Origin of the sequence: Chryseobacterium sp. MIQD13, from assembly GCF_050496705.1 — a bacterium.
Classification (GTDB): Bacteria; Bacteroidota; Bacteroidia; order Flavobacteriales; family Weeksellaceae; genus Chryseobacterium.
Genome location: NZ_JBNWAF010000003.1, coordinates 436,170 through 456,182, shown reverse-complemented (window position 1 = coordinate 456,182; position 20,013 = coordinate 436,170). Strand labels below are relative to the sequence as shown.

The following is a 20,013-nucleotide window of genomic DNA, read 5'->3' as shown; positions in this document are numbered from 1 at the left end:
TAGATCATGAAAAAAATATCAATTTTTATATACTTTTTTGTATCTGCTTTGTTTTATGCACAAAGTCTTAGTAATACAGAGAATTATACCTATAGCAGGACCTATCTTGAACCTGTAACCACCGAGCAGCCAGGAGCCCAGCAACAGCAGACTGTTCAATATTTTGACGGACTGGGAAGAAGTATACAGAGTATCGGCATAAAGGCTTCTCCACTGGGAAAAGATATTGTGGTTCCCGTATCTTATGACAATCTGGGAAGGCCATCAAAAAATTATCTTCCCCTTCCTGTGGATTCTCAAAATGGTGCTTACATACCAAGTGCAGGGGAAAACTCTGTAAATGCCTATTATAATGTTTCCAATGCATTTTCTGAAGTAGCTTACGAAAATTCACCATTGGGGCGAATCGAAAAAGCAGCCGCACCCGGATCTGAATGGCAGCTTAGCGGGAGCCACACACCAAAAGCAGAATACTTGTCAAATGCAGCCGGTGAAGTAAAAAGGTTCAAAGTGGCAATTACTTGGAATTCTTCTTTACAGCTTAATGATGCGGTGTTGAATTTTGCTGCTAATGATACCTATACAACCAATGGGTATTATAATGCCAACACACTTTATAAATCAGTGTCCAAAGATGAAGACGGGAATGACTCCCATTCCTTTACCAATTCTCTGGGCCAGGCTATTTTAGTACGGAAAATTAATGTAAAAGAAAACGGAGCAGTTGAAAATCTGGATACTTATTATGTGTATGATGATTTCGGTAACCTTTCTTTTATGATTCCCCCGAAAGCGGCAATTGCCAACACAGGCGCAGAAATCCAGCCTCTACTAAATCCTTTATGTTATCAGTATAAATATGATAAATACAACAGGCTTGCAGAAAAAAAACTTCCTGGAAAAGGCTGGGAATATTTTGTCTACGATAAACAAAACAGACAGGTGCTGGTACAGGATGCCAACTTAAGAACAAATGTTAATAATTTTGGAAAGCCGGGTTGGATGTTCACCAAGTATGATGCATTTGGAAGAGTGGTTTACAGTGGTTTTTTTGCCAATACAGCGTCAAGGGTAGCTATGCAGACTGCATTAAACAATATGTCTGCTAACGCAAATAATAATGAAACAGTAAGTACTTCTCCATTTACGCAGAATAATATTAATGTTTACTATACAAAAGAAGCGTTTCCCACAGGGAGTATGACCATCTTATCCGTTAATTATTATGATGAGTACCCTGAAGGGGCCCCTCAACGCCCGGACCAGATACAGAATAAGCCTGTTTTAGCTTCTATTCCGACTCTCATTACTTCCAATGGGCTGGCATCTGTAAGAAGTACAAAAGCACTACCTACCATCAGCTATACTAAAAACATTGAGAATGACAATTGGTCTTCAGATGCCATATGGTATGACCAGCTGGGAAGAGCGATTGGAAGTTACAGTAAAAACCATTTGGGAGGGTTTACCAAAACAGAGTCTTTGCTTGATTTTTCAGGGAAAGTTCAATTGGCTTTTACCTATCATTCAAAAAATACCACCAATACTGAAGTTACGGTGAAAGACAGGTATACATATAGCCCTCAGGGATATTTACTCAAGCATTACCAGCAGGTGGATAGCGGAATGGAAGAGCTGCTTTCCGATTACACTTACAATGACCTGGGACAGGTTATTAATAAGAAAGTGGGTAATAATCTTCAGAGCATAGATTATACTTATAACATCAGGGGATGGCTTACGGGGATCAATGCTGCTGATATAAATAATATGGGAAGCAAACTGTTCTCCTACAAAATAAAATATAATACGATAGAAGGAGCAGAAACTCCCAATAATGAATATCCCGGACTGAAAGTAAAGCCTAAGTTTAACGGAAGTATTACAGAAACAGACTGGAAAGTTTCAGGAGAGAATATCCTGAAAAGATATGGATACAGCTATGACGGGGCCACAAGACTGCGTGCCGGCTTTTACCAGAATGAAATGAACCCTTATCTCAAGGAATACAGTGAGATTGTGGATTATGACAAAAACGGAAATATTTCTACATTAAAAAGAACCGCAAATTCTCCCGCAGGTATTGCAATAGCTATTGATGATCTTACTTATACGTATAACGGTAATAGACTAAGTACCGTAACGGATTACTCACTGAACTATGCAGGGTATCCATCTGTATCCGGGAATGTTATAGATTATGATGACAATGGTAATATGACGAGCCAGAAGGATAAGGGAATATTAAATATAAAATATAACCACCTCAACCTTCCTTCTTCTGTTATTTATGATAAAACCTATTTCATTCAGGAAAAGAATGGTACTTCTGCAGAAAGAAATTACAATACTCAATATATCTACTCTGCAGACGGAACAAAACTGAAAGCAGAATATACTTATTATGCCAATAGGACTCAGCTTGAGCTTAAAAGGATTACCGAATATCTGGGCGGCTTTCAGTACGAGAATGATTGGCTTCAGTTTTTTGCCAATGAAGAGGGTTATTATGATTACACTCAAAAGAAGTATATTTACAACTACGTTGACCACCTTGGAAATGTAAGAGTAAGCTATGCCAGGAATGACAGCGGAAGCGCAGAGATCATTGAAGAAAACCATTATTATCCTTTCGGATTAAGGCACAATGCTTCTACATTAGTAACAAAACCTTACCGTAAAAAATATAACGGGAAAGAGCTTCAGGAAAACGGGATGCTGGATTACGGATGGAGGCAATATATGCCGGAATTGGGAAGATGGAACGGTATGGACCAGCTTTCTGAAAGCTATCATTCTGCTTCTCCTTATGCCTATGTGTTGAATAATCCTGTCAATATGTATGATCCGGATGGAAGAATGAGTTTGGATCTGGGTGCAGGCTTTTGGAATAACTCTCAGGATGGTACGACTTGGTACAATACCGGAGCAGGTTTTACAAGTAGTGATGGTATTTCAATGGATTATGACGGGAATGGCATTAATTGGAGCCAGCCTTATACTAATATGCTGCTTGCCAATATTGGCATTGCAACAGGTTCAAGTACTGATGGTGAGGGTGGCGTCCATGTGAATATACCTCCTATTGTACTTTCTAAGAGCAGTTTCTTTTGGGGAATGGAGATCCGTAGCCATGTAAATGAATACATGGAATGGTGGAATGCTAAGAGCGATTTTGCGTGGGACCGCACTTTAAATGCTGGAAGATATAATGATGGCCCTGTAAAAATGATTGGAGGAGCTGGTGATCCGGCAGGTATTTTGGATGTAGGGGCACAGGTTTTAAGTACTTGGAAGCCAGAAAATCAATATGCAGCAATGGGTGTAGGACTTGCAGCTATATTAATAACAAGATCACCAAGTGTTACAAGGGCAGCAGGTTGGCTTGCTTATCATGAAGCTCCAACGTTAGGACATACTTTGGCAAGACATGTGGGAAAAACAGATGCTGATTTGATTGGGCGTTTAGCTACTCAAAGAGGAATCACAGGAGCAAGTTCATTTACTAGTGAGGCAATAGCGGAATCGGTTATTTCATCAACCATAAAAAGTAACAGAGCCGCAATTAAATCTTGGTTAAATAGTGGAAGTACACGTAATTTGCCGCTAGATTTTACAGGTTCAACAAACATAGGTAGGGGTATTATGAGAAGAACAGGTATTGTTAATGATCTAACTAATGCAAGAATTGTTCTTAAACAAAATGGCTATGGGGGCTATTTTATTCTAACAGCTTTTCCAAAATAATTAAAAAAATAATTGAACATGAATTTTATAAAAGACTATCCAAACTTATTTCATTTTTTTGCCGGATATTTTCCAGATGCTGATTTTGATAATTTAACGGATGAAGAAGTAGTTGCAAACTATATTGATGATTGTAGTAAATCAGAGTTCTCAAAAAAAGAATTACAAAGAACTAAAGAAGAGTTAGATATTTTGATAAATAATATTGATAATTATTGGTTCGAGGTCGGTGATGAAGCAAATCGATATTTTGAGAATTCTCAAGATGCACTAAAGTGGTTAAATATGATTAAAACAGAGTTAAGTAAATAAAATTAAATAGAGTATTGATTACAATACTCTATTTTAAAAATATGTTTTGGAAGAAACAGTTCAGGTGCTATTGAAATACTAGATGATATTATTATCTTTTCGGGTTAAGACATAATTCTGGTAGTGTTCCAAATGTGTTGGTAAATAGAATAATGTCCTATTATACTTTCTAAGAGCAGTTTCTTTTGGGGAATGGAGATCCGTAGCCATGTAAATGAATACATGGAATGGTGGAACTCGAAGAGTGAGTCTGCTAATATTTATAGCTTTAGAAATAGAATTGGAGATCAGGTATTACCTGCCAAGGAAAGTATTTTGGGTAAAGTATGGTCATTTATGAGTCCCCGTGAATGGGAGGATTCTGATGGATTATCATACCAAGTGAATTCTGCTGGTAGAATTACCAATATAGCTCCTTTAATGGGAGATCTTCCTCTTAGTGGTGGAGGAGGAATAAAAAATATAATAACTGCTGAAGGATCAATAACGAAAGCAGTATTTGCTGCTGAAAAGGAAATAATATCTTCAGGAGATTTTTTAAGAATCGAAAATGCTGCAACAAGAATTAATAAACCAATTACTGTAGTGGGAAGTAGAGCAAGTGGAAAAGCTAAAGCATATTCAGACTGGGATTATGTTATTGAAAATCTAAGTAGTAAGGAATGGTCGAAAATAAAAAATTCTATCCCCGGTGCTAGATCTACAATAGATAATACTCCAAGGAATATTGATATTTTTAAAAAACTTGATTTATCAAGGCCATATCTTACTATTCATCCACGTTAAATTTATAAATATGTTAGGAATTATTGATCAAATTTTTATTAATAAGTATGGACAAGATCTTGTAAATATTGATCCTTTTAAAATACTGTTTTCAAATTTTAATATAGAAAACAAAAGAGATTATTTAGAAGGAATAATATCTCTTATAATACAATCTAAACCGCAGAATGAAGATATAGAACCAGCTATAAAAGCCAGTGGTTTAAGGCCGACTTTTACACCTTGCGTTCTATTGAAAAAAGGTGTTGCAAATCATAATTTAATAAAGTTAATTAATTTACCTGATTTTGAATTAGAAAAGACATTGGTTTTATTGATGAGCTTATTTAAAATTGGATATAAAAGACGGTTTATAGAGGAAAAAAATAATCCTGATAAATGGTGGTATTGGGACTTATCACAACCGAATATTGAAAATGAGATTTTAAAAGATCATAGTTGAAATTATGCAATAAGCTTTTACAGGGCTTTAAAGAAAAGAAGCTATATTTTTTAAATAAAATGATGATATATAAAATTACGGTATTGATTTCAATACCCTAAATTTTTATTATTAAAAATATGCAAGAATTATTTGTAAAAAAATTTTGGGAAGAAGAAACTATATGGTTTTATATACATTTTCAAAATAAAGAAGCAATCAGACAACTTGAAATTAGGTCTAAAGGAAAAGTATTTTTAATATTAGAAAATCCACAACAAGGAGAATCTAAGTTATATGACCAATCTATTGAAGAACTTGATTTACAAGATTCTGACTTCATTACAAAGGAAGAGTTTGAAGATACTTGGAATGACCAATAATGATGAAGCCCCAAATGGGGCTTTATTTACCCTTATAATTTTCAACTATCAATAAATAAAATGCAACCAGATGGTCTGCCACATGGAATTTTATCAATACAACATCTTAATGCTCTACATTCAGAATTTCAAAATCCAGACTGTCGGCTCTTCAAAATTCGCATGTCTTATTTTTTCTCACTTACTCCTACATACTCAACCCAGTTTAGCTGTTATACACGCCTCATCGGTATCTGCAAATTGGTCGGACGGTTTTCTTCTGTATCAAAACCACGACCATCTATGTTTCTTGCGCCCCAAAACATCATACCATTATACAAATAAATCAGGTCGTATTCTTTAAAAATCTGTCCTTCTGATAAACCGAATGGTGCAAATGTTTTTTTGAAAATGCTTTGTGGTTCACCTACTTTCCATTCGTTAAATCCTTTGGAGTATTGGTTTAGCACATCAGCAAATCCCTGTACCAAAGGTGTTACTGTATATTCTTCATCGGCGCTAAAATCTACTTTCTGTGCTCCATCTGCAATAGGATGCTCACCCTTCCATTCTGTATGACCTTTGATTTCCATTTGTGCCAAAGGTACTTTTCCGTATGGGTCGGCATAATTGGTTACAGTCAGCTCAAATTTATTATCCTGAAGGAAAGTGGGTTTCCTCATTAGATAAAAAGGCTTTAATGTCCCATCAGGATTTTTAGAGTTGCTTGGGCGTATTTCTGTTGCAATACTTTCCCAGCTACCCAAAGATTGCTGTTTTACTTGTTCTGTTGTCATTACTTTTTGCTTTTTAAGATGGGTATTATTTGTTTGTGCGATAACATTATTAAATGATTCAATTGCTATATATTAGTAATACCTACAAGATAATTGTTTCTTCTTTGTATGAAGTTTCAAAATTTCTTACCTGAGCTTATAATCTCCGTTAATCCATGAAACAACTGTTTCTATATATTCGTCTGTGGCCTCTTCCCAAACACGATGCTCCGCATCAAGCAGCAGGTATCGGTTATTCGCAAGACGGTCAGCAAGAAATTGACCATTTGCTGGAGGTACAATGCTGTCATTTTTGCCACCAATAATAAGTGAAGGTGTTTTTATATCTGACAACTTAGGTTCTAATATGGCACTGTCGGAAAGATAACCACGAACAAACTGAGTAGCTTCATCAAGACGGCGACCGGCTGAAGCCGCTTTGAAATCTTCAATAATTGCGGGTGGCGTTATAAGCGCCGCATGGTCAAGATAAGGCTTTATACCGTCAGCGCCAACTTCTGCAAGGGAGCCAGAATGAATCAATTCTTTTAAAATACCATCCGCAAGATCTGGCAGCATGGCTGCACAACCAATAACAAGGCTCTTAAAAAGCTGTGGTTGTTTTGTAGCTGCGAACAAAGCAGCAGGTGTTCCCACATCCGGCGCAACAATGTGTGTTCGTTTGATTTGAAAGTGATGAATGAGTTTGATTAAAAAATCTCCCATCGCTTCAGGAGCCATTACATCCGGTCGGCTTTGTGAGTGCCCGAAACCAGGCAGATCAACTGCTATCACAAAATGATTAACAGCCAGACGTGGGATTAAGCGATGAAAGGAGTAAATACTTTCCGGCCAGGGTGCAGTAAGCAACACAGGCGTGCTATCTGGAACACCGATTGTTGCATAACGAATATTTAGGTCGTCTATTTCCTCTGTTTTTATAACACCAATATTTGGCAAATTATCTTTCATATTTGTTCTTGCCCAGACTTTTATTTTATAGGAAACATGGCATTGCCGTTTGCAGACTTATCAGCGGTTACTTCTTCCTGCATCACATCCCAATGCTCTGTAATTTTTCCATCGGTAATTCTGAAAATATCCACTGCAATCATATTTTTACCGTTCCAGTTTTCATAGCGTCCGTGTATCATTACAATATCTCCATTTTCAGTTACCACGCCTGGTTCGTACTTTAGATCAGGTGGAAGGGTCGGTACAACTTGCTTTAAAAATTCGGTTCCGTTGGGGAAAGTCGGGTTATGTTGAATATAATTTTCCCCGAAATACTTGTCAAATGCTGTAATATCTCTGTTTACAAATACATCCGTGATGGCTTTTAAAGCTAATTCTTTGTTGTTCATTTTAATAAAATTTTGTTGCAACAAATTTACTACCTTAGTAAAATATTTGAAAGTAGTCAATAATAATGTATATAGTATAAAATTTTAGACCATTGGAAACTAAAAGAAAAAATAAAGACTTTAATCCCCATAATTGTGGAGTAACACATTTTCTCAATAAGGTTGGTGGCAAATGGAAGGTTTTGGTTATATTTTCCATTGATAAAGGACATAATCGTTTCAGCTCTATGCAGAAGATTATTCCACAAATCAGTAAGCAGATGTTGATTAATCAATTACGGGAGTTGGAAGAGGATAATATTATTGAAAGGACTGTATATGCTGAAATACCACCGAGAGTTGAATACAATATATCCAAATATGGCAAATCAATATTGCCGCTTATTACTGCTATTCAGGATTGGGGGTTAAAAGATATGAATAAAAAAGAATGTTAGCTTCGGCCTAAGTAACTGAAAGTATCACGACAGTAAGTCTATGTAATCACTCCAATAAATTATCTTTTGTTGTTGAATAGTTTCGAGCCGGCCGGCCATCTTCATTGTTTATTGAAATTATCCAAATCGAAATTGAGAGCCTGTTGGGAAGAAACAACACAAGTGCCAGATTAAAACCCGATTTTTCATCGGCATAATATTGACACTTGTGTTGTAACATCATATCATTTTTTATTTTGAGCTGGGTTGTTCCTGACAAATTTAAATACTTCTTTATTCGACGCAAGGCGTTCGGATAAATCCACTTCACAGTCTAAGCCACCATGCCAGATGCCTTTCTCTACAAATGGTTCAGACTTAACGTCTGAAGCCTGTAACTTTCAGTCCAGGCGAACAGAACTGCTTGCAAGGAATATCACATATTCATCAACTATATATTTCCCGGATGTACAGAAAAAAAACAGTTTAATATCTTCTTATTTCACAACGTATCTATATTTTGTGTACTCATTCCTTTACAGGTATATGAAATAACTTCGAAATAACTTTCCATTCGCCCCCCACTTTAATTAGCGAATGATAATCTATCCCCTCTTTACCGGCAGCATTTCTTTCATAACCTACACGGGCAAGGGCTGTATTTTCAGTTTTATCCAGTATATCAATATGCGCTGCCAAATGCGGCGCTGCTCCATGCTTTGCCACGGAATCGTAAAGATTGGCAATACCGCCTTCGATAAAATATTCTTCCCAAAAGCCATACATGATTGCATCCGGGTGAAAAGATTTCTTTAACAGTTCAATATTCCCGGTTCTTAATCCTTCAGCATAATTTTCTAAAACCGCTACTATCGCTTTATAATCCTGAACATTATTTTTTGTTGATGTTTCCATATTCATTCTTATTGATTAATAAACACAAAAGTAATTTTTTTTTGTTTACATAAAAGTATAATAGAGTCCAAAGTATACTTCCGTGTATGGTTTAAAATTGGTTTGTTGCATTGGAATACTGAACTATTATAATAAAGTAAATCAACAAAAAAGTTTGGATTACTCTTATCTATTTTTCATTAAATTAGCTTCCTATAAATATTAAAACAAGAAAAAATGGATAGCAAAACCAAAGTGGACAGAAATCACCCGGCATTCAGAGAAAATGCTGAACCATTTTATCAAATTGTAATGGAAGGCCTGAATGGCGAAGTGGATGGAGAACATTTTTGGGATGCGGTGGATGAAAATGCCGTTTTCGAATTCCTCTATAAATTTGAGGGGTTCCCAAATAAATTAGAAGGACGAAAAGCTTATATGGACTGGTTTGGCGGATATAATAACCAGCTTCATTCTGCGGACAATTTGAGGGTTTATAAATCTGCCAATCCGGGCGACGTAATTATTTTGGAATACGAAGTACACGGCACCGTTCCTTCAACCGGAAAAAAATATGACAACCGTTTTTGTTCGATCGTAACAATTAAAGATAGAAAAATTGTACATTGGCGGGATTATATGGACTCGCTTGCAGTAGTATTATCAACAACACCTGATTAAAAAGAAAATAACAATGGAAGCAATAAAAAATCAAATATTTTCCCTTTCTGACAGTATTCGTTATGTGGCGATTTATGCTGATGGTAAACTCATTTCCGGGGAAAAGCCTGGTTTGGAAAATACGAGTAGCTCGGAATCCGACAAATATGAAGAATTAATCGTCAATCCAACGCTTTTAAAACTTGTTACACAACGGGGAAACATTGATTGTGGTGGTGTTGAATATGTAATAATAAAGTATGGCTCATTTTTCGAATTTGTCATGTCAATAAAAAATGGTCATGTTTCTGTCGGTATAGAACAAGATTCAAATCTAATGGAAATTGCAGGTAAGATTAAGAACTTTGTTGTTTCTTACTGTTAAAAAATCAATATTAATTTTCAACAGTAATTTGAAATAAACTTACCGTTGCATTATCATAATGTGCAGGGAGCCCGGTTGTATTTTGAAGTTTGGATAAACCTAAAAAATCAAAACCGCATCTTGTGTAATAATTAATAAGTCCCGGATTGTCGCCAACAGTATCCATTCTTACAAATTGTTTATTATTCGCTCTTGCAAAATCATTCGCCCACTTTACAATTTGTTCAACAAGGTTTTGCCCACGAAAATCAGGATTTGTTGTAATCCGGTGAATGTAAATTGCCGGATCGGTATTCCGGTTTTCCCAAATCTGTGGGTCACTAAAAGCTATGGCCCAAATGCAGGCTATCTTACCATCAATCGTTATTTTCCACTGCCTGTTTTCTGCAATTTCAGCTTCAATAAGACTTTTATCAAATTCAGGCCAATGGACTGTAAATTTGGTCTTTTGGAAATCTGTTGCAATTTTATAGAGCCTGAAAATTTCGTCAATATCGTTATTAGTGCTGTTGTATATTTCCATATGCTGTTTATTTAATATTTTTTATTAACCACAGGGTCAATCTCTGTATCTATAATTCCATATTTTGCCATTTTGGTACGATGGTCTTCCGTTCCTAAATAGACACAGAGTTGCTCATTTACCGCATTAATTAATGCTATACTTTCTTTATTAAATGAGAAGGCACCAACTGGTATTTCCTCTTTATCGGTTATTTGATGAGGAATTGATTCCAATTGAGGGTTGGCTTTGGCAATAGAATTATTTCCAATAGCGGTTGCTGCAAATGCATCTATTTTACCCTCAAGCAATGCTGCTATTACTTCCGGCTGGTCTTTAAACATAATTATTTGGCTATCATTTACGCCCGCAGCTTTTGCTTTCTCAAATTGAACCTGACCCGGTATCAACCCTAAACGTACATCTGCCCGCTTTCCTACAGCCTCATAACTTGTCAGATTTTTAGGATTTCCTTTCAGGACTACAAACCCGTCTACTAAAGCCCAAACAGGGGTACTAAATGCTACAGTTTTTTCACGTTCACTTGTTACGAAAATCGGAACGTTCATATCCCATTTGCCAGCCTGAACACCGGGCAAAAGATTTTCAAATGTTGTATGGATATATTCAATATCCGTGATGCCAATAGCATGAAGAATTGCTTCTGCCAATTCTATATCAGCTCCTTCTACGCTACTATCCTCTGTCCAGTAGAATGGAGGTTCATCAACATAAGCGATTTTTATTTTTGTGTGTTTATCCAAAGGTTTTGATTGGAAATCCTGTGCTTGCATAACTTTAAAATTTAGTAATAGTATAATGACTGCTAATAATCTTCTACTCATTCCGTTTTTTGACTTGGCTCAATGCCGTTACAAAATTAGGAATGATTTTAATGCTATAACAGATACAGATTATATATATATTACTATAACAGATTGTATTAGCTAATCCAAAAAATTAGTTTTCAAATTCATCAAGAGCTTTGCTAAAAAGTTTCCCTAAGGCGATTAGCGCATTTTCTACCTTTTTCTCCCAAAGGCTTGAATAACTGATACGGAGGTAATGGAGATAATCTCCTTTTGATGAAAAGATTTCACCTGGGGCATAAGATATTCCTTGCTCCATTGCTTTTGAAAGAAGTTTGGAAGTATTGAGAGGGGCAGGAAATTCTATCCAAATATAAAGTCCCCCGTGAGGCTGGGTGATTTTTGTTCCTTTAGGAAAATATTGCTGGATAAAAAAAGCATAACGATTGAAATTTTTGTGCATTTCAAGCCTGAATTTCAACAGATGCCTTTCAAGCATTCCGGAACGAAGAAATTGGAGAATAACCTGCTGATTAAAATTAGAAGTCGAATGATTTAACACTGATTTTATCCGCGCGACGTCATATATAAACCGCCCTGCTGCACACCATCCAATCCTAAATCCCGGAGCCAGTGTTTTGGTAAATGAGCTGCAATATAATACCCAACCATCCGTATCATAGGTTTTAATAGTATCTGGTCTTCCTCCTTTAAAAAATAAGTCGGCATAAAGGTCGTCTTCTATAATCGGGATATGCAAAGTATTGGCTAATGCTGCAAGTTCTTTTTTCTCTTCTGTACTAATACTTGCGCCATCAGGATTATTGAAATTGCTGACGATAACACAGGCTTTGACGGCAAATTTTTTACAGGCTTTTTTAACCTCACTGGCTGATATACCTAATACTGGATGTGAGGGTATGGAAACAACTTTCAGACCGAGGCATTCGATAATTTGTAGTATACCAAAAAAACAGGGTTCTTGCACCAGTACTGTATCTCCAGGTTGGGTTATGGCTTTAAGGCAGCATAAGATAGCTTCTGCAGCACCATTGGTGATAATCAACTCATCAGCATGTATATGACCTTTCAAGTGTAGCGACCGCTTAGCTATTTCTTCCCGTAAATGTAGATTACCGTACCGGCTTTCTAACCCCAGATAACTGCCGCTATAATCTCTTGAAGTTTGCTGAATGAAGCGCTTAATGCTGTTGAATGGAAGTAATCTGTTATCAGGAAGTGCATTGGTAAATGAAACGAATTTTTTACCACTGCCATCGAGCGGTAATTTTTGTAATAAGCTGTCAATATGTACTGTTTTTGCCGATAATGAAACAGGCATTACTTTAGGTATCGGGATCTCCTGACTGGATATATCCTGTACAAAATATCCTGATTTCTCTTTAGAAACAACCAATCCTTTGTCTAGCAAATAATTAAAAGACTGCAATATTGTACCCACACTCAAACCTTTTTTTTGATGCAGGCTTCTTATAGATGGCAATTTATCTCCTGGTTTAAAAGTGCCATTATCAATCATTTTGGCTATTTGGTTGGCAAATGTGATATATATAGGTTCTTTCATGAAAATTTAATCTGTTATAGGGTTTTATACAAGTTTAAAATCTGTTAAATGTACAGAGAATTTAAAGATATATAGCTGAACCTTTTAGAAACTAATATTTGAGCCTTTCAGAAAGTTGTATTCCAATTTGTTTTTAGAAATTTGTAATATAAAATAGGATTATGGATATTTTGAAATTAAGTACGGAATGGGCAAAAGCAGAATTGTTTTCCGCAAAAATGGTATGGGTATTTAGTGCCCTTATTTTGCTGGCTGCAATAGGGTTTGCTTCATGGGGGAAGACAACTATGGCAAGTGCTTTTATAATTCCTTTTATAATAGCTGGTGCTTTTTTGCTTGCCGTAGGAATAGGCTTATATGCTGCCAACAAACCCCGCATTACACAGTTTGAACAGGAGTATAAAAAGGATTCCTTTGCCTTTATCAAAAAAGAGATCGCCCGAACAACAAAATCAGATAGTGAACTTAAGCTGGTGTTCAAAATACTGCCTGCAATAGCTATTGCAGCAGCCATTTTTCTTATACTTTTTTCTTCTCCAAATTGGAGAGCAATAAGCATTACCATAATGCTTACCGTAGCTTTTTTAATGGTAGTTGACAGCAATATTTCTGCCCGTAATGCTGAATACCGCGATCAGCTTTTAATAAAAGAGAACACATGGCAACAGTAATACCGTATATTAATAACTCGTTTGTTTATTCCTGTACTTCGAAAGAACAATGGGGCTATGAGCAATTTGTTCCTGAACATACATTGGCATTTCAGGTATCAGGCGAAACACATATCTTTCACCAGCAAGGCAATATGGTATTGAAAAAAAATCAGGTATTACTGGCTCATCGAAACCAGTTTGCCAAAAGCCTGAAAATACCAGCAGCCGATAAAGAGTATAAAGCCATTTCTATTATTCTGAAAACGGAAGATTTGAAGAAATATGCAGCAATCTATAATATCGAACAGAATAAAAAATATACTGGTCGATGGAATGTCGTTCTAAAGCCGGACGGCTTTCTGAAAAGTTATTTTCAATCATTAATACCTTATTTGGAGCAACCGCATAAGGGCAATGTAAAAATGGCATTTTCAAAAGTAATAGAAGCTATAGAACTGCTACAGAATATTCGTCCGGAGTTCCGGGAGTTTCTTTTTGATTTTACGGAACCATACAAGATAGACATCGAAGAATTTATGCTCAAAAATTTCCGGTTCAATTCATCGGTTGAAAACTTTGCTAAACTGACTGGCAGAAGCCTGGCCGGATTTAAACGGGATTTTATAAAAACCTTTAATATACCTCCGGCAAAATGGTTAAAGGAAAAACGTTTGGAAGAAGCGTATTATCTTATTCATCATAAAAGCGAGAAACAATCCGATTTTTATTTGAATTTAGGTTTTGAAAATTTATCACATTTCTATACAGCCTTTAAACAAAAATACGGTGTAACCCCAACGGAAAGTTTAATCATAAAAAAGTAATACAAAATGAACGCAGAACAAAAAATTCAGGAAATGGAAGACCGTCTGGCAATCCGGGAATTAATAGACAGCTATGCTTATTGCGCAGATACAAGAGATGCTCAGGGACAGATGGAGTTATTTACAGAGGACACCTTATTTGAGGTCTTTTATGACCCCAAATCGGAAACACCCTCGCAGGTTGTTAATAGCAGAGCCGATTTATTCCCTGTGTTTGATAACCTGAATACCTATAAGGCCACCATGCACTTTAACGGGCAAAATACAGTGAAGCTGAACGGAGAAACAGCAACGGGAATTGCATACTGTATGGCACACCATCTCACTATTGAAGATGGGAAACAAAAACTAATGGTGGCGGCAATCCGCTATCAGGACAAATTTGTAAAGCAAGATGACAAATGGCTTTTTGCTGGCCGTAAGCTATTGGTTGATTGGATTGAAAACCGATAATGAAGAAATCAAAGTTTAAAGCATTTTGTAATGGTTTTTCGTCATTATAATCATCCTGTGATGCTGAATATTTCATTTCTTTTTCTTCATCCAGTTGACAAACGCCTGCCTACATCACTTATTTTATTTCTTTTACTATATTCTATATTTCATTCCATTAAATTTAATAAACCCCGACTTTGGAGGGTGTTTTCTGCCCCCTGCAAGGGCAAGTTGTTTTGAGCTGCGCAAAGTATTTGGAGCAGCTCAAAACACAACTTGCTATTACCTGTTGGTAATATGTCAACCATACTATAAATAATATAAATTTATCCCATTGTTCTGTACATATAGTAATCCTTAATTGCGTACAAGCATGGAAAAAGAAGTAAGAATGTTGGTATGTATTTACGTACAAATATGAAAATACATTTGCTGAAGTATGTCGGTGAATAGAAAGTAAAGAAAGTATGTTATCTGATAAGCATAACCTCAATTAATTACCATTGTAACTATATACATAAATTGATACGGACAAAACAATATAGGTTTACTCATATGCACATATATATATGCTAACATACATAAAAAAGAGAGTGCCCTTTTGAGACACCCCCATATAATTTAGATAGACCATTCATCCAAGAACTCATGTTTTCTTTCCCATTCAATTTCAGCTTTATAAGCATTGATTTGATTTTCTATAAAATTAAGATGTTCTAGATATTCTATATTGTTTAAATTCTGTATGTAATCTCTTAAATCCTCATAAATAGTAATCTCTTCTCTAATTTTAGGTATTCTACTATTAACGGTTACGCTATTCCCTGCATAAAAGTCTAATCGTTTAAAAAATTCTATTGTTGTATTTTTCTTTATTATGATATTCAAAAAATCATATTTTGATTCATTAAATACAGATATTACAATGTTAAATACCAATTTTAATATTCTTTCATCAGTTGTCTTATTTACTAAGTAATAGAGAAAATTCAAACCATTTTCTCCACTACCTTGAAAAATGGTAGATACTTCAGAACGAACATTTCTGAAAATAGAAGGAAACTTACTTGAGAACTTTATAATATCTTCAAACACTTCATTTCTATTTTGCAAATTCCATAACTTTCTAAAGTTCGTTCCCGAAAAATCATTTTTGCTTATAAATGATTTTCCTTCAAAAGTTGACTCTAATAATTTGTTTATAAATTTTGGCTTGATTTTAAGGATTAATTCCAAAACATTTAATTCATAATCAAAGTGCCTGTTTTTATTGTCTAATACAAGGTAGAGAGATTGAATATCCTCCAATCTATTTAAAAAAATATGATGATAGTCTTTATGTATGTATATGAAAAATTCATTACGAATATAAAAGTTTTTCGCATTAGATTTATCTATTAAGTAATCCAGCATCTTGTTCAATTCTTTTTCAATGTCAATATCTAATTTTTTGAATTTTACAAAAATGTCTTCAAGAAAATTGATCCAAACCGTTTCTTCATTCTTAAAAAAATCCATTAAAAGTTCATAATCCTTGTATATAATAAATTCAATTGGAAGATGTGACAAAAAAGGAACAATGCAATCTAGACTAATTTTATGTTTAATAATTAAATCCCGTAATTCATTTGATTTAGATTCACTATATTCAATATCCCTGAATATCATGCCAATGAAAAGATAGTTTGAATATTCATATTTAAAGAGGCTTTCAAAAACTACAAGAAATAGTGCAAAATTACTTTTTGCAAGCTTTATAAATATATGAGATATGGAATCGTTAATTACAGAATACCCCGAAAAATAATTTTTCTTGTACCTGCTAATTACATCAATTTGTTGTAATAAGAAGTGATAATCTTCTAGATCAAAATTTTCGATATACTGATATAGTAATTCTCTTTTATCTTCTGCCCTTTCGTTAAGTAAATACCATAAATCAACTTCTTTATTTTTAAATTTTCCTTTAAATCTCTTATCGTATGAAACATTATAGAATCCTAAATTCTTTAAAAATCTATATACAATTTTTGTTTCTCTAAAATCAGGATTAGGTAAGAAGCTGTTAGTAAAAAAATCCAAAACCAGTTTTTTATCAAATTTTATAACTACATCATTTTTTAGATAATGGTGTTCATACCGGTGTTGTTCAAAAAAATCTAAAACATAATTTTTCAGATTTTCATTTTTATAACAATCAAAAATGAAAATCCATAGTTTATTCCTAAACTCTTTTTGTTCTTCTGACAGATATGTCGGAATTTGATTTGTATGTATCGTATTACCTTCCCAAACGGAGGATTGGAAACTATCAATTAGATATTTATGGGCAATAAAAAGTATTATCCTGGAGTAAAAAGCACTGTTTTCTTTTTGAACCTTATCATATAAAAATTCAAATAACTTTATTTGAGTAGCGTATTTTAAATTGTAGTCGTATTTTCCATAGGTGAAAGATTGGGTAAATACTTTAAGCAGTTTTGTAAAATGAAGTGGGCTTAATAAACCATATTTCATAAGCAAATCCAATGAAAGTATAAACTTGTCAGGAAACTGTTGAAAATTTAATAAAATTTCTATAATACTGTCATCATAAGTTTCTATATGATTACTATTATAAATTTCAAATGAAAGAGAATGCAAATCAATAGTATTATCCTTTGGAAAAAGTTTATTTACAAACAGTAATGATTCTGTCGGTAAATAAAACCAAAAATCTTTTAGAAATTTTAAACATTTATTGCTATCATTTAAACTGTTCCATTTTCTTTTGATGTCATTAATAATAAGAAGTTTTATTTCTTCAAAACCATAATTGCTGACAATAGGTGTAAGTAATTTAATTAATGAGAATTTATTTTCATCCACATATAAATCAAGAAGTAAACTGAATGGGATTTGTTTTTCTTTGATAAAAACCAAATAAAAAATATATTCTCCCAATATCTGATCTGCAACTTTATATGAATCGTTGAATTCATCTGCAATTTCATATTTGAAAAGCAATTCAAGATTTTCAATCAACTCATATTTTGAAATTTCAAAATATTTTTCAATTTCTTCAATTGATTTAGAATGACTAAAATCTATAGTTCTGAATAATGATAAAATGCCGGCAGTTTTAATTAATTGGCTATTTACATTTAATTGTCTATTGACTGAAGAAAAATATTCCTCCAATATTAAAGATGCATTATTGAGCTTCTCAATTTCTCCATTAATCCCGGCAAGAGCTGCCATTATCGCTATTCTTGGGTTTCCTTTTGATATGGAATATATTTTATCTGAATAATATTCGGTAATGTTAAAATCCGGAGATTGTAATATTTGCTTTAGTTCTTTCTTTTCAAAATTCTTAAGTTCAATTAATTGATAGGAACTAAGTTTTCCTTGAATTTCTTCTTTCATATAATTTCTGACAGTAAAAATTAATTTTATATTACCCTTAATAAAACCCTTTTTAAAATTTATTATTAGGTCAAGGTTACTTTTTAATTTATTAGCGTCATCAATTACTATCATATAATTTTTACCTTGTATAAGTTGAACTTTTAGATCCTCCCAAATATCAAGTATGCCATTAGCCCTTATATACTTTACTTTATAATCAGGATGATTCCCCTGGAAATTTCTAACCAATTCTAATGAAAATCTCGTTTTTCCTACACCAGCTTGTCCAGATACAACTAAATCATTTTTTTCTAATAATAAGATGCCTTCGTTTAATTCTTTATCCCTATTAAAGAAATGATTTGAAAGAGGGGTTGAAAATTTTGATTTTTCATATTGAGAAATAAATTCGTCAATCTCAAGTATTTGGCCCGAATCAATTGTAACACCTAATTCTTTTGCGATAGATGGATATTCTCTAAATACAATAGTTGAAAAAGCATCAATACCTATTAATTCTAAAACAACAGTAGAATTAAATGAGTTTTTGTGTTTGTTCAATTCTTCCTGAATAGAGGTGGTAATTTTATTGTTACATATAAGTATTATTTTGAGAATTTTTTCTGAAGGAACATCTTTTTGTATAAAACAATGTTCTATATCTGATTTTAATTTAGGTAACAACCTTTTTTTATCAATAGTAGTAATTTCATTAAAAATGTAAAAATCTTTAACTGGAATAAAGTTGTCTGGGGTTCCTTTTTTAGATTTTTCCTTCCCTAAAACAAAACCTGTTGAATTAATAATATCATATTTGTAGGAAAGGTATAGTCTACACAGATTAGCAAATTTATCAGCATTACAGCTTAAGAGGCGGTGTTCAATTTCAGTAATCATGAATTAATAATTATTAAACGTACTTAGTTAAACTAATTTAATAAAATGTGATTAATTTATTTGTGTTTTAATTAAATATAAACTGTATATATTTTTAATGTTGGATTAAACTTATTCCTATTACAATTCTTTTGTTCTTCCTAACAATATGAACCAAATAGATTTATTATTTCATTTTAATACTGTAGGGAAATAAGCCTTCTAGTAAAGTAATGTATTAATTGCCGGAACAATATTTCTAATTTTCGTAATACAGATTTGATAATTTGTGAGACAAATAACGCCAAAGGCTGCCAATGGAAGCCAAAATGCTTAATTTGGTAAGAAACCCGGATATTTTTGAAACATAAATATGTGAGGAACCAGACAAGGTTTTTAGCATTGAAAAATATGTTTAAGAAAGAAAAAAATCATAACCGATTCAAAAGACTCTCAAATTAATAATCATACATAAAGCCGGGCCTGGAAATCGACATTTTTCTACCTGTTTCTACATTGTTTTACTTAAATATACATAAACCTACCTAAAGTGGATAGGGGGCCTTTGTGCGCGACTGTATGTTTGTATAAATCACATTTAAGCACTAAAAAATATGAAACGTGAAACAAAATATAGAGCACACAGCATAGCCACGGCTATCATCGGTAATGCAGTAGAAACGCGGCCAGAGCAAATGATCTTAAACCGGCAACGGGAAAATACCCGTTCTCCTACCGGGGATTTTCCCGGTCGAATATTTTTTGAACTCATGTGTAATTCAATAATTTTTGCATCCTTATATAATTATACCCCAG

The 20,013-nt window shown here is 34.0% G+C and carries 19 protein-coding genes; 11 read left to right on the top strand and 8 right to left on the bottom strand.

Translation table 11 applies throughout. From position 1 onward, the window contains the following. The first annotated feature begins 6 nt into the window (after window positions 1-6). The 5 genes from ACQWU4_RS14390 to ACQWU4_RS14370 all read left to right on the top strand — a co-directional run bounded on the left by ACQWU4_RS14390 (window position 7) and on the right by ACQWU4_RS14370 (window position 5,649). Complete coding sequence (locus ACQWU4_RS14390) at window positions 7-3,747, top strand: RNase A-like domain-containing protein (protein WP_429936442.1); 3,741 nt, start codon at window positions 7-9, stop codon at window positions 3,745-3,747. Between the two features lie 18 nt (window positions 3,748-3,765). Then, window positions 3,766-4,059 (top strand): hypothetical protein, encoded by a 294-nt coding sequence (locus ACQWU4_RS14385; RefSeq protein WP_429936441.1) that lies wholly within the window; start codon window positions 3,766-3,768, stop codon window positions 4,057-4,059. A gap of 222 nt (window positions 4,060-4,281) precedes the next feature. Then, complete coding sequence (locus tag ACQWU4_RS14380; RefSeq protein ID WP_429936440.1) at window positions 4,282-4,845, top strand: hypothetical protein; 564 nt, start codon at window positions 4,282-4,284, stop codon at window positions 4,843-4,845. A gap of 10 nt (window positions 4,846-4,855) precedes the next feature. Beyond that, a complete protein-coding gene (locus ACQWU4_RS14375; protein WP_429936439.1) occupies window positions 4,856-5,287 on the top strand; it encodes a DUF5958 family protein in 432 nt (143 codons plus the stop codon). Window positions 5,288-5,406: 119 nt separating this feature from the next. Further along, window positions 5,407-5,649 carry a hypothetical protein gene (locus tag ACQWU4_RS14370; protein WP_429936438.1) on the top strand — a complete coding sequence of 81 codons (243 nt, stop codon included), beginning with the start codon at window positions 5,407-5,409 and terminating at the stop codon, window positions 5,647-5,649. A gap of 212 nt (window positions 5,650-5,861) precedes the next feature. Here ACQWU4_RS14370 and ACQWU4_RS14365 read toward each other — a convergent pair whose 3' ends face one another. The 3 genes from ACQWU4_RS14365 to ACQWU4_RS14355 all read right to left on the bottom strand — a co-directional run bounded on the left by ACQWU4_RS14365 (window position 5,862) and on the right by ACQWU4_RS14355 (window position 7,768). Next, entirely contained in the window at window positions 5,862-6,467 is a 606-nt protein-coding gene (locus tag ACQWU4_RS14365) for a hypothetical protein (protein WP_429936951.1), read from the bottom strand. 84 nt (window positions 6,468-6,551) lie between these two features. Beyond that, entirely contained in the window at window positions 6,552-7,376 is an 825-nt protein-coding gene (locus tag ACQWU4_RS14360; protein WP_429936437.1) for an alpha/beta fold hydrolase, read from the bottom strand. A gap of 20 nt (window positions 7,377-7,396) precedes the next feature. Continuing rightward, window positions 7,397-7,768, bottom strand: a complete 372-nt coding sequence (locus tag ACQWU4_RS14355) for a nuclear transport factor 2 family protein (RefSeq protein ID WP_429936436.1) — start codon at window positions 7,766-7,768, stop codon at window positions 7,397-7,399. Between the two features lie 92 nt (window positions 7,769-7,860). On the opposite strand from ACQWU4_RS14355, the gene ACQWU4_RS14350 reads away from it, so the two are divergent. Continuing rightward, window positions 7,861-8,205: a winged helix-turn-helix transcriptional regulator gene (locus tag ACQWU4_RS14350; RefSeq protein ID WP_429936435.1), complete on the top strand. Its 345-nt coding sequence runs from the start codon at window positions 7,861-7,863 to the stop codon at window positions 8,203-8,205. Window positions 8,206-8,712: 507 nt separating this feature from the next. On the opposite strand, the gene ACQWU4_RS14345 is transcribed toward ACQWU4_RS14350, so the two are convergent. Next, window positions 8,713-9,099, bottom strand: a complete 387-nt coding sequence (locus ACQWU4_RS14345; protein ID WP_429936434.1) for a nuclear transport factor 2 family protein — start codon at window positions 9,097-9,099, stop codon at window positions 8,713-8,715. 216 nt (window positions 9,100-9,315) lie between these two features. On the opposite strand from ACQWU4_RS14345, the gene ACQWU4_RS14340 reads away from it, so the two are divergent. Together ACQWU4_RS14340 and ACQWU4_RS14335 are read left to right on the top strand one after the other, a co-directional pair. Continuing rightward, entirely contained in the window at window positions 9,316-9,759 is a 444-nt protein-coding gene (locus ACQWU4_RS14340) for a nuclear transport factor 2 family protein (RefSeq protein ID WP_429936433.1), read from the top strand. A gap of 13 nt (window positions 9,760-9,772) precedes the next feature. Further along, a complete protein-coding gene (locus ACQWU4_RS14335) occupies window positions 9,773-10,123 on the top strand; it encodes a hypothetical protein (RefSeq protein WP_429936432.1) in 351 nt (116 codons plus the stop codon). 10 nt (window positions 10,124-10,133) lie between these two features. On the opposite strand, the gene ACQWU4_RS14330 is transcribed toward ACQWU4_RS14335, so the two are convergent. From ACQWU4_RS14330 to ACQWU4_RS14320, 3 genes are all read right to left on the bottom strand, one after another. Further along, complete coding sequence (locus tag ACQWU4_RS14330; protein ID WP_429936431.1) at window positions 10,134-10,646, bottom strand: GNAT family N-acetyltransferase; 513 nt, start codon at window positions 10,644-10,646, stop codon at window positions 10,134-10,136. A gap of 11 nt (window positions 10,647-10,657) precedes the next feature. Then, window positions 10,658-11,470 (bottom strand): transporter substrate-binding domain-containing protein, encoded by an 813-nt coding sequence (locus ACQWU4_RS14325; RefSeq protein WP_429936430.1) that lies wholly within the window; start codon window positions 11,468-11,470, stop codon window positions 10,658-10,660. Window positions 11,471-11,585: 115 nt separating this feature from the next. Next, window positions 11,586-13,019, bottom strand: a complete 1,434-nt coding sequence (locus tag ACQWU4_RS14320) for a PLP-dependent aminotransferase family protein (protein ID WP_429936429.1) — start codon at window positions 13,017-13,019, stop codon at window positions 11,586-11,588. Window positions 13,020-13,180: 161 nt separating this feature from the next. Between ACQWU4_RS14320 and ACQWU4_RS14315 the strand changes: the two genes are divergently transcribed. From ACQWU4_RS14315 to ACQWU4_RS14305, 3 genes are read left to right on the top strand one after another with little or no spacing between them, the layout of a single operon-like run. Next, window positions 13,181-13,690 (top strand): hypothetical protein, encoded by a 510-nt coding sequence (locus ACQWU4_RS14315; protein ID WP_429936428.1) that lies wholly within the window; start codon window positions 13,181-13,183, stop codon window positions 13,688-13,690. Beyond that, on the top strand, window positions 13,678-14,496 hold the full coding sequence (locus ACQWU4_RS14310) for a helix-turn-helix domain-containing protein (protein WP_429936427.1): 819 nt from the start codon (window positions 13,678-13,680) through the stop codon (window positions 14,494-14,496). Before ACQWU4_RS14315 ends, ACQWU4_RS14310 begins: the two co-directional genes overlap by 13 nt. Window positions 14,497-14,502: 6 nt before the next feature. Then, window positions 14,503-14,949 carry a nuclear transport factor 2 family protein gene (locus ACQWU4_RS14305; RefSeq protein WP_429936426.1) on the top strand — a complete coding sequence of 149 codons (447 nt, stop codon included), beginning with the start codon at window positions 14,503-14,505 and terminating at the stop codon, window positions 14,947-14,949. Window positions 14,950-15,552: 603 nt separating this feature from the next. Here the strand turns inward: ACQWU4_RS14305 and ACQWU4_RS14300 are convergent. Continuing rightward, window positions 15,553-19,218 (bottom strand): hypothetical protein, encoded by a 3,666-nt coding sequence (locus ACQWU4_RS14300; RefSeq protein ID WP_429936425.1) that lies wholly within the window; start codon window positions 19,216-19,218, stop codon window positions 15,553-15,555. Window positions 19,219-20,013 lie beyond the last annotated feature (795 nt).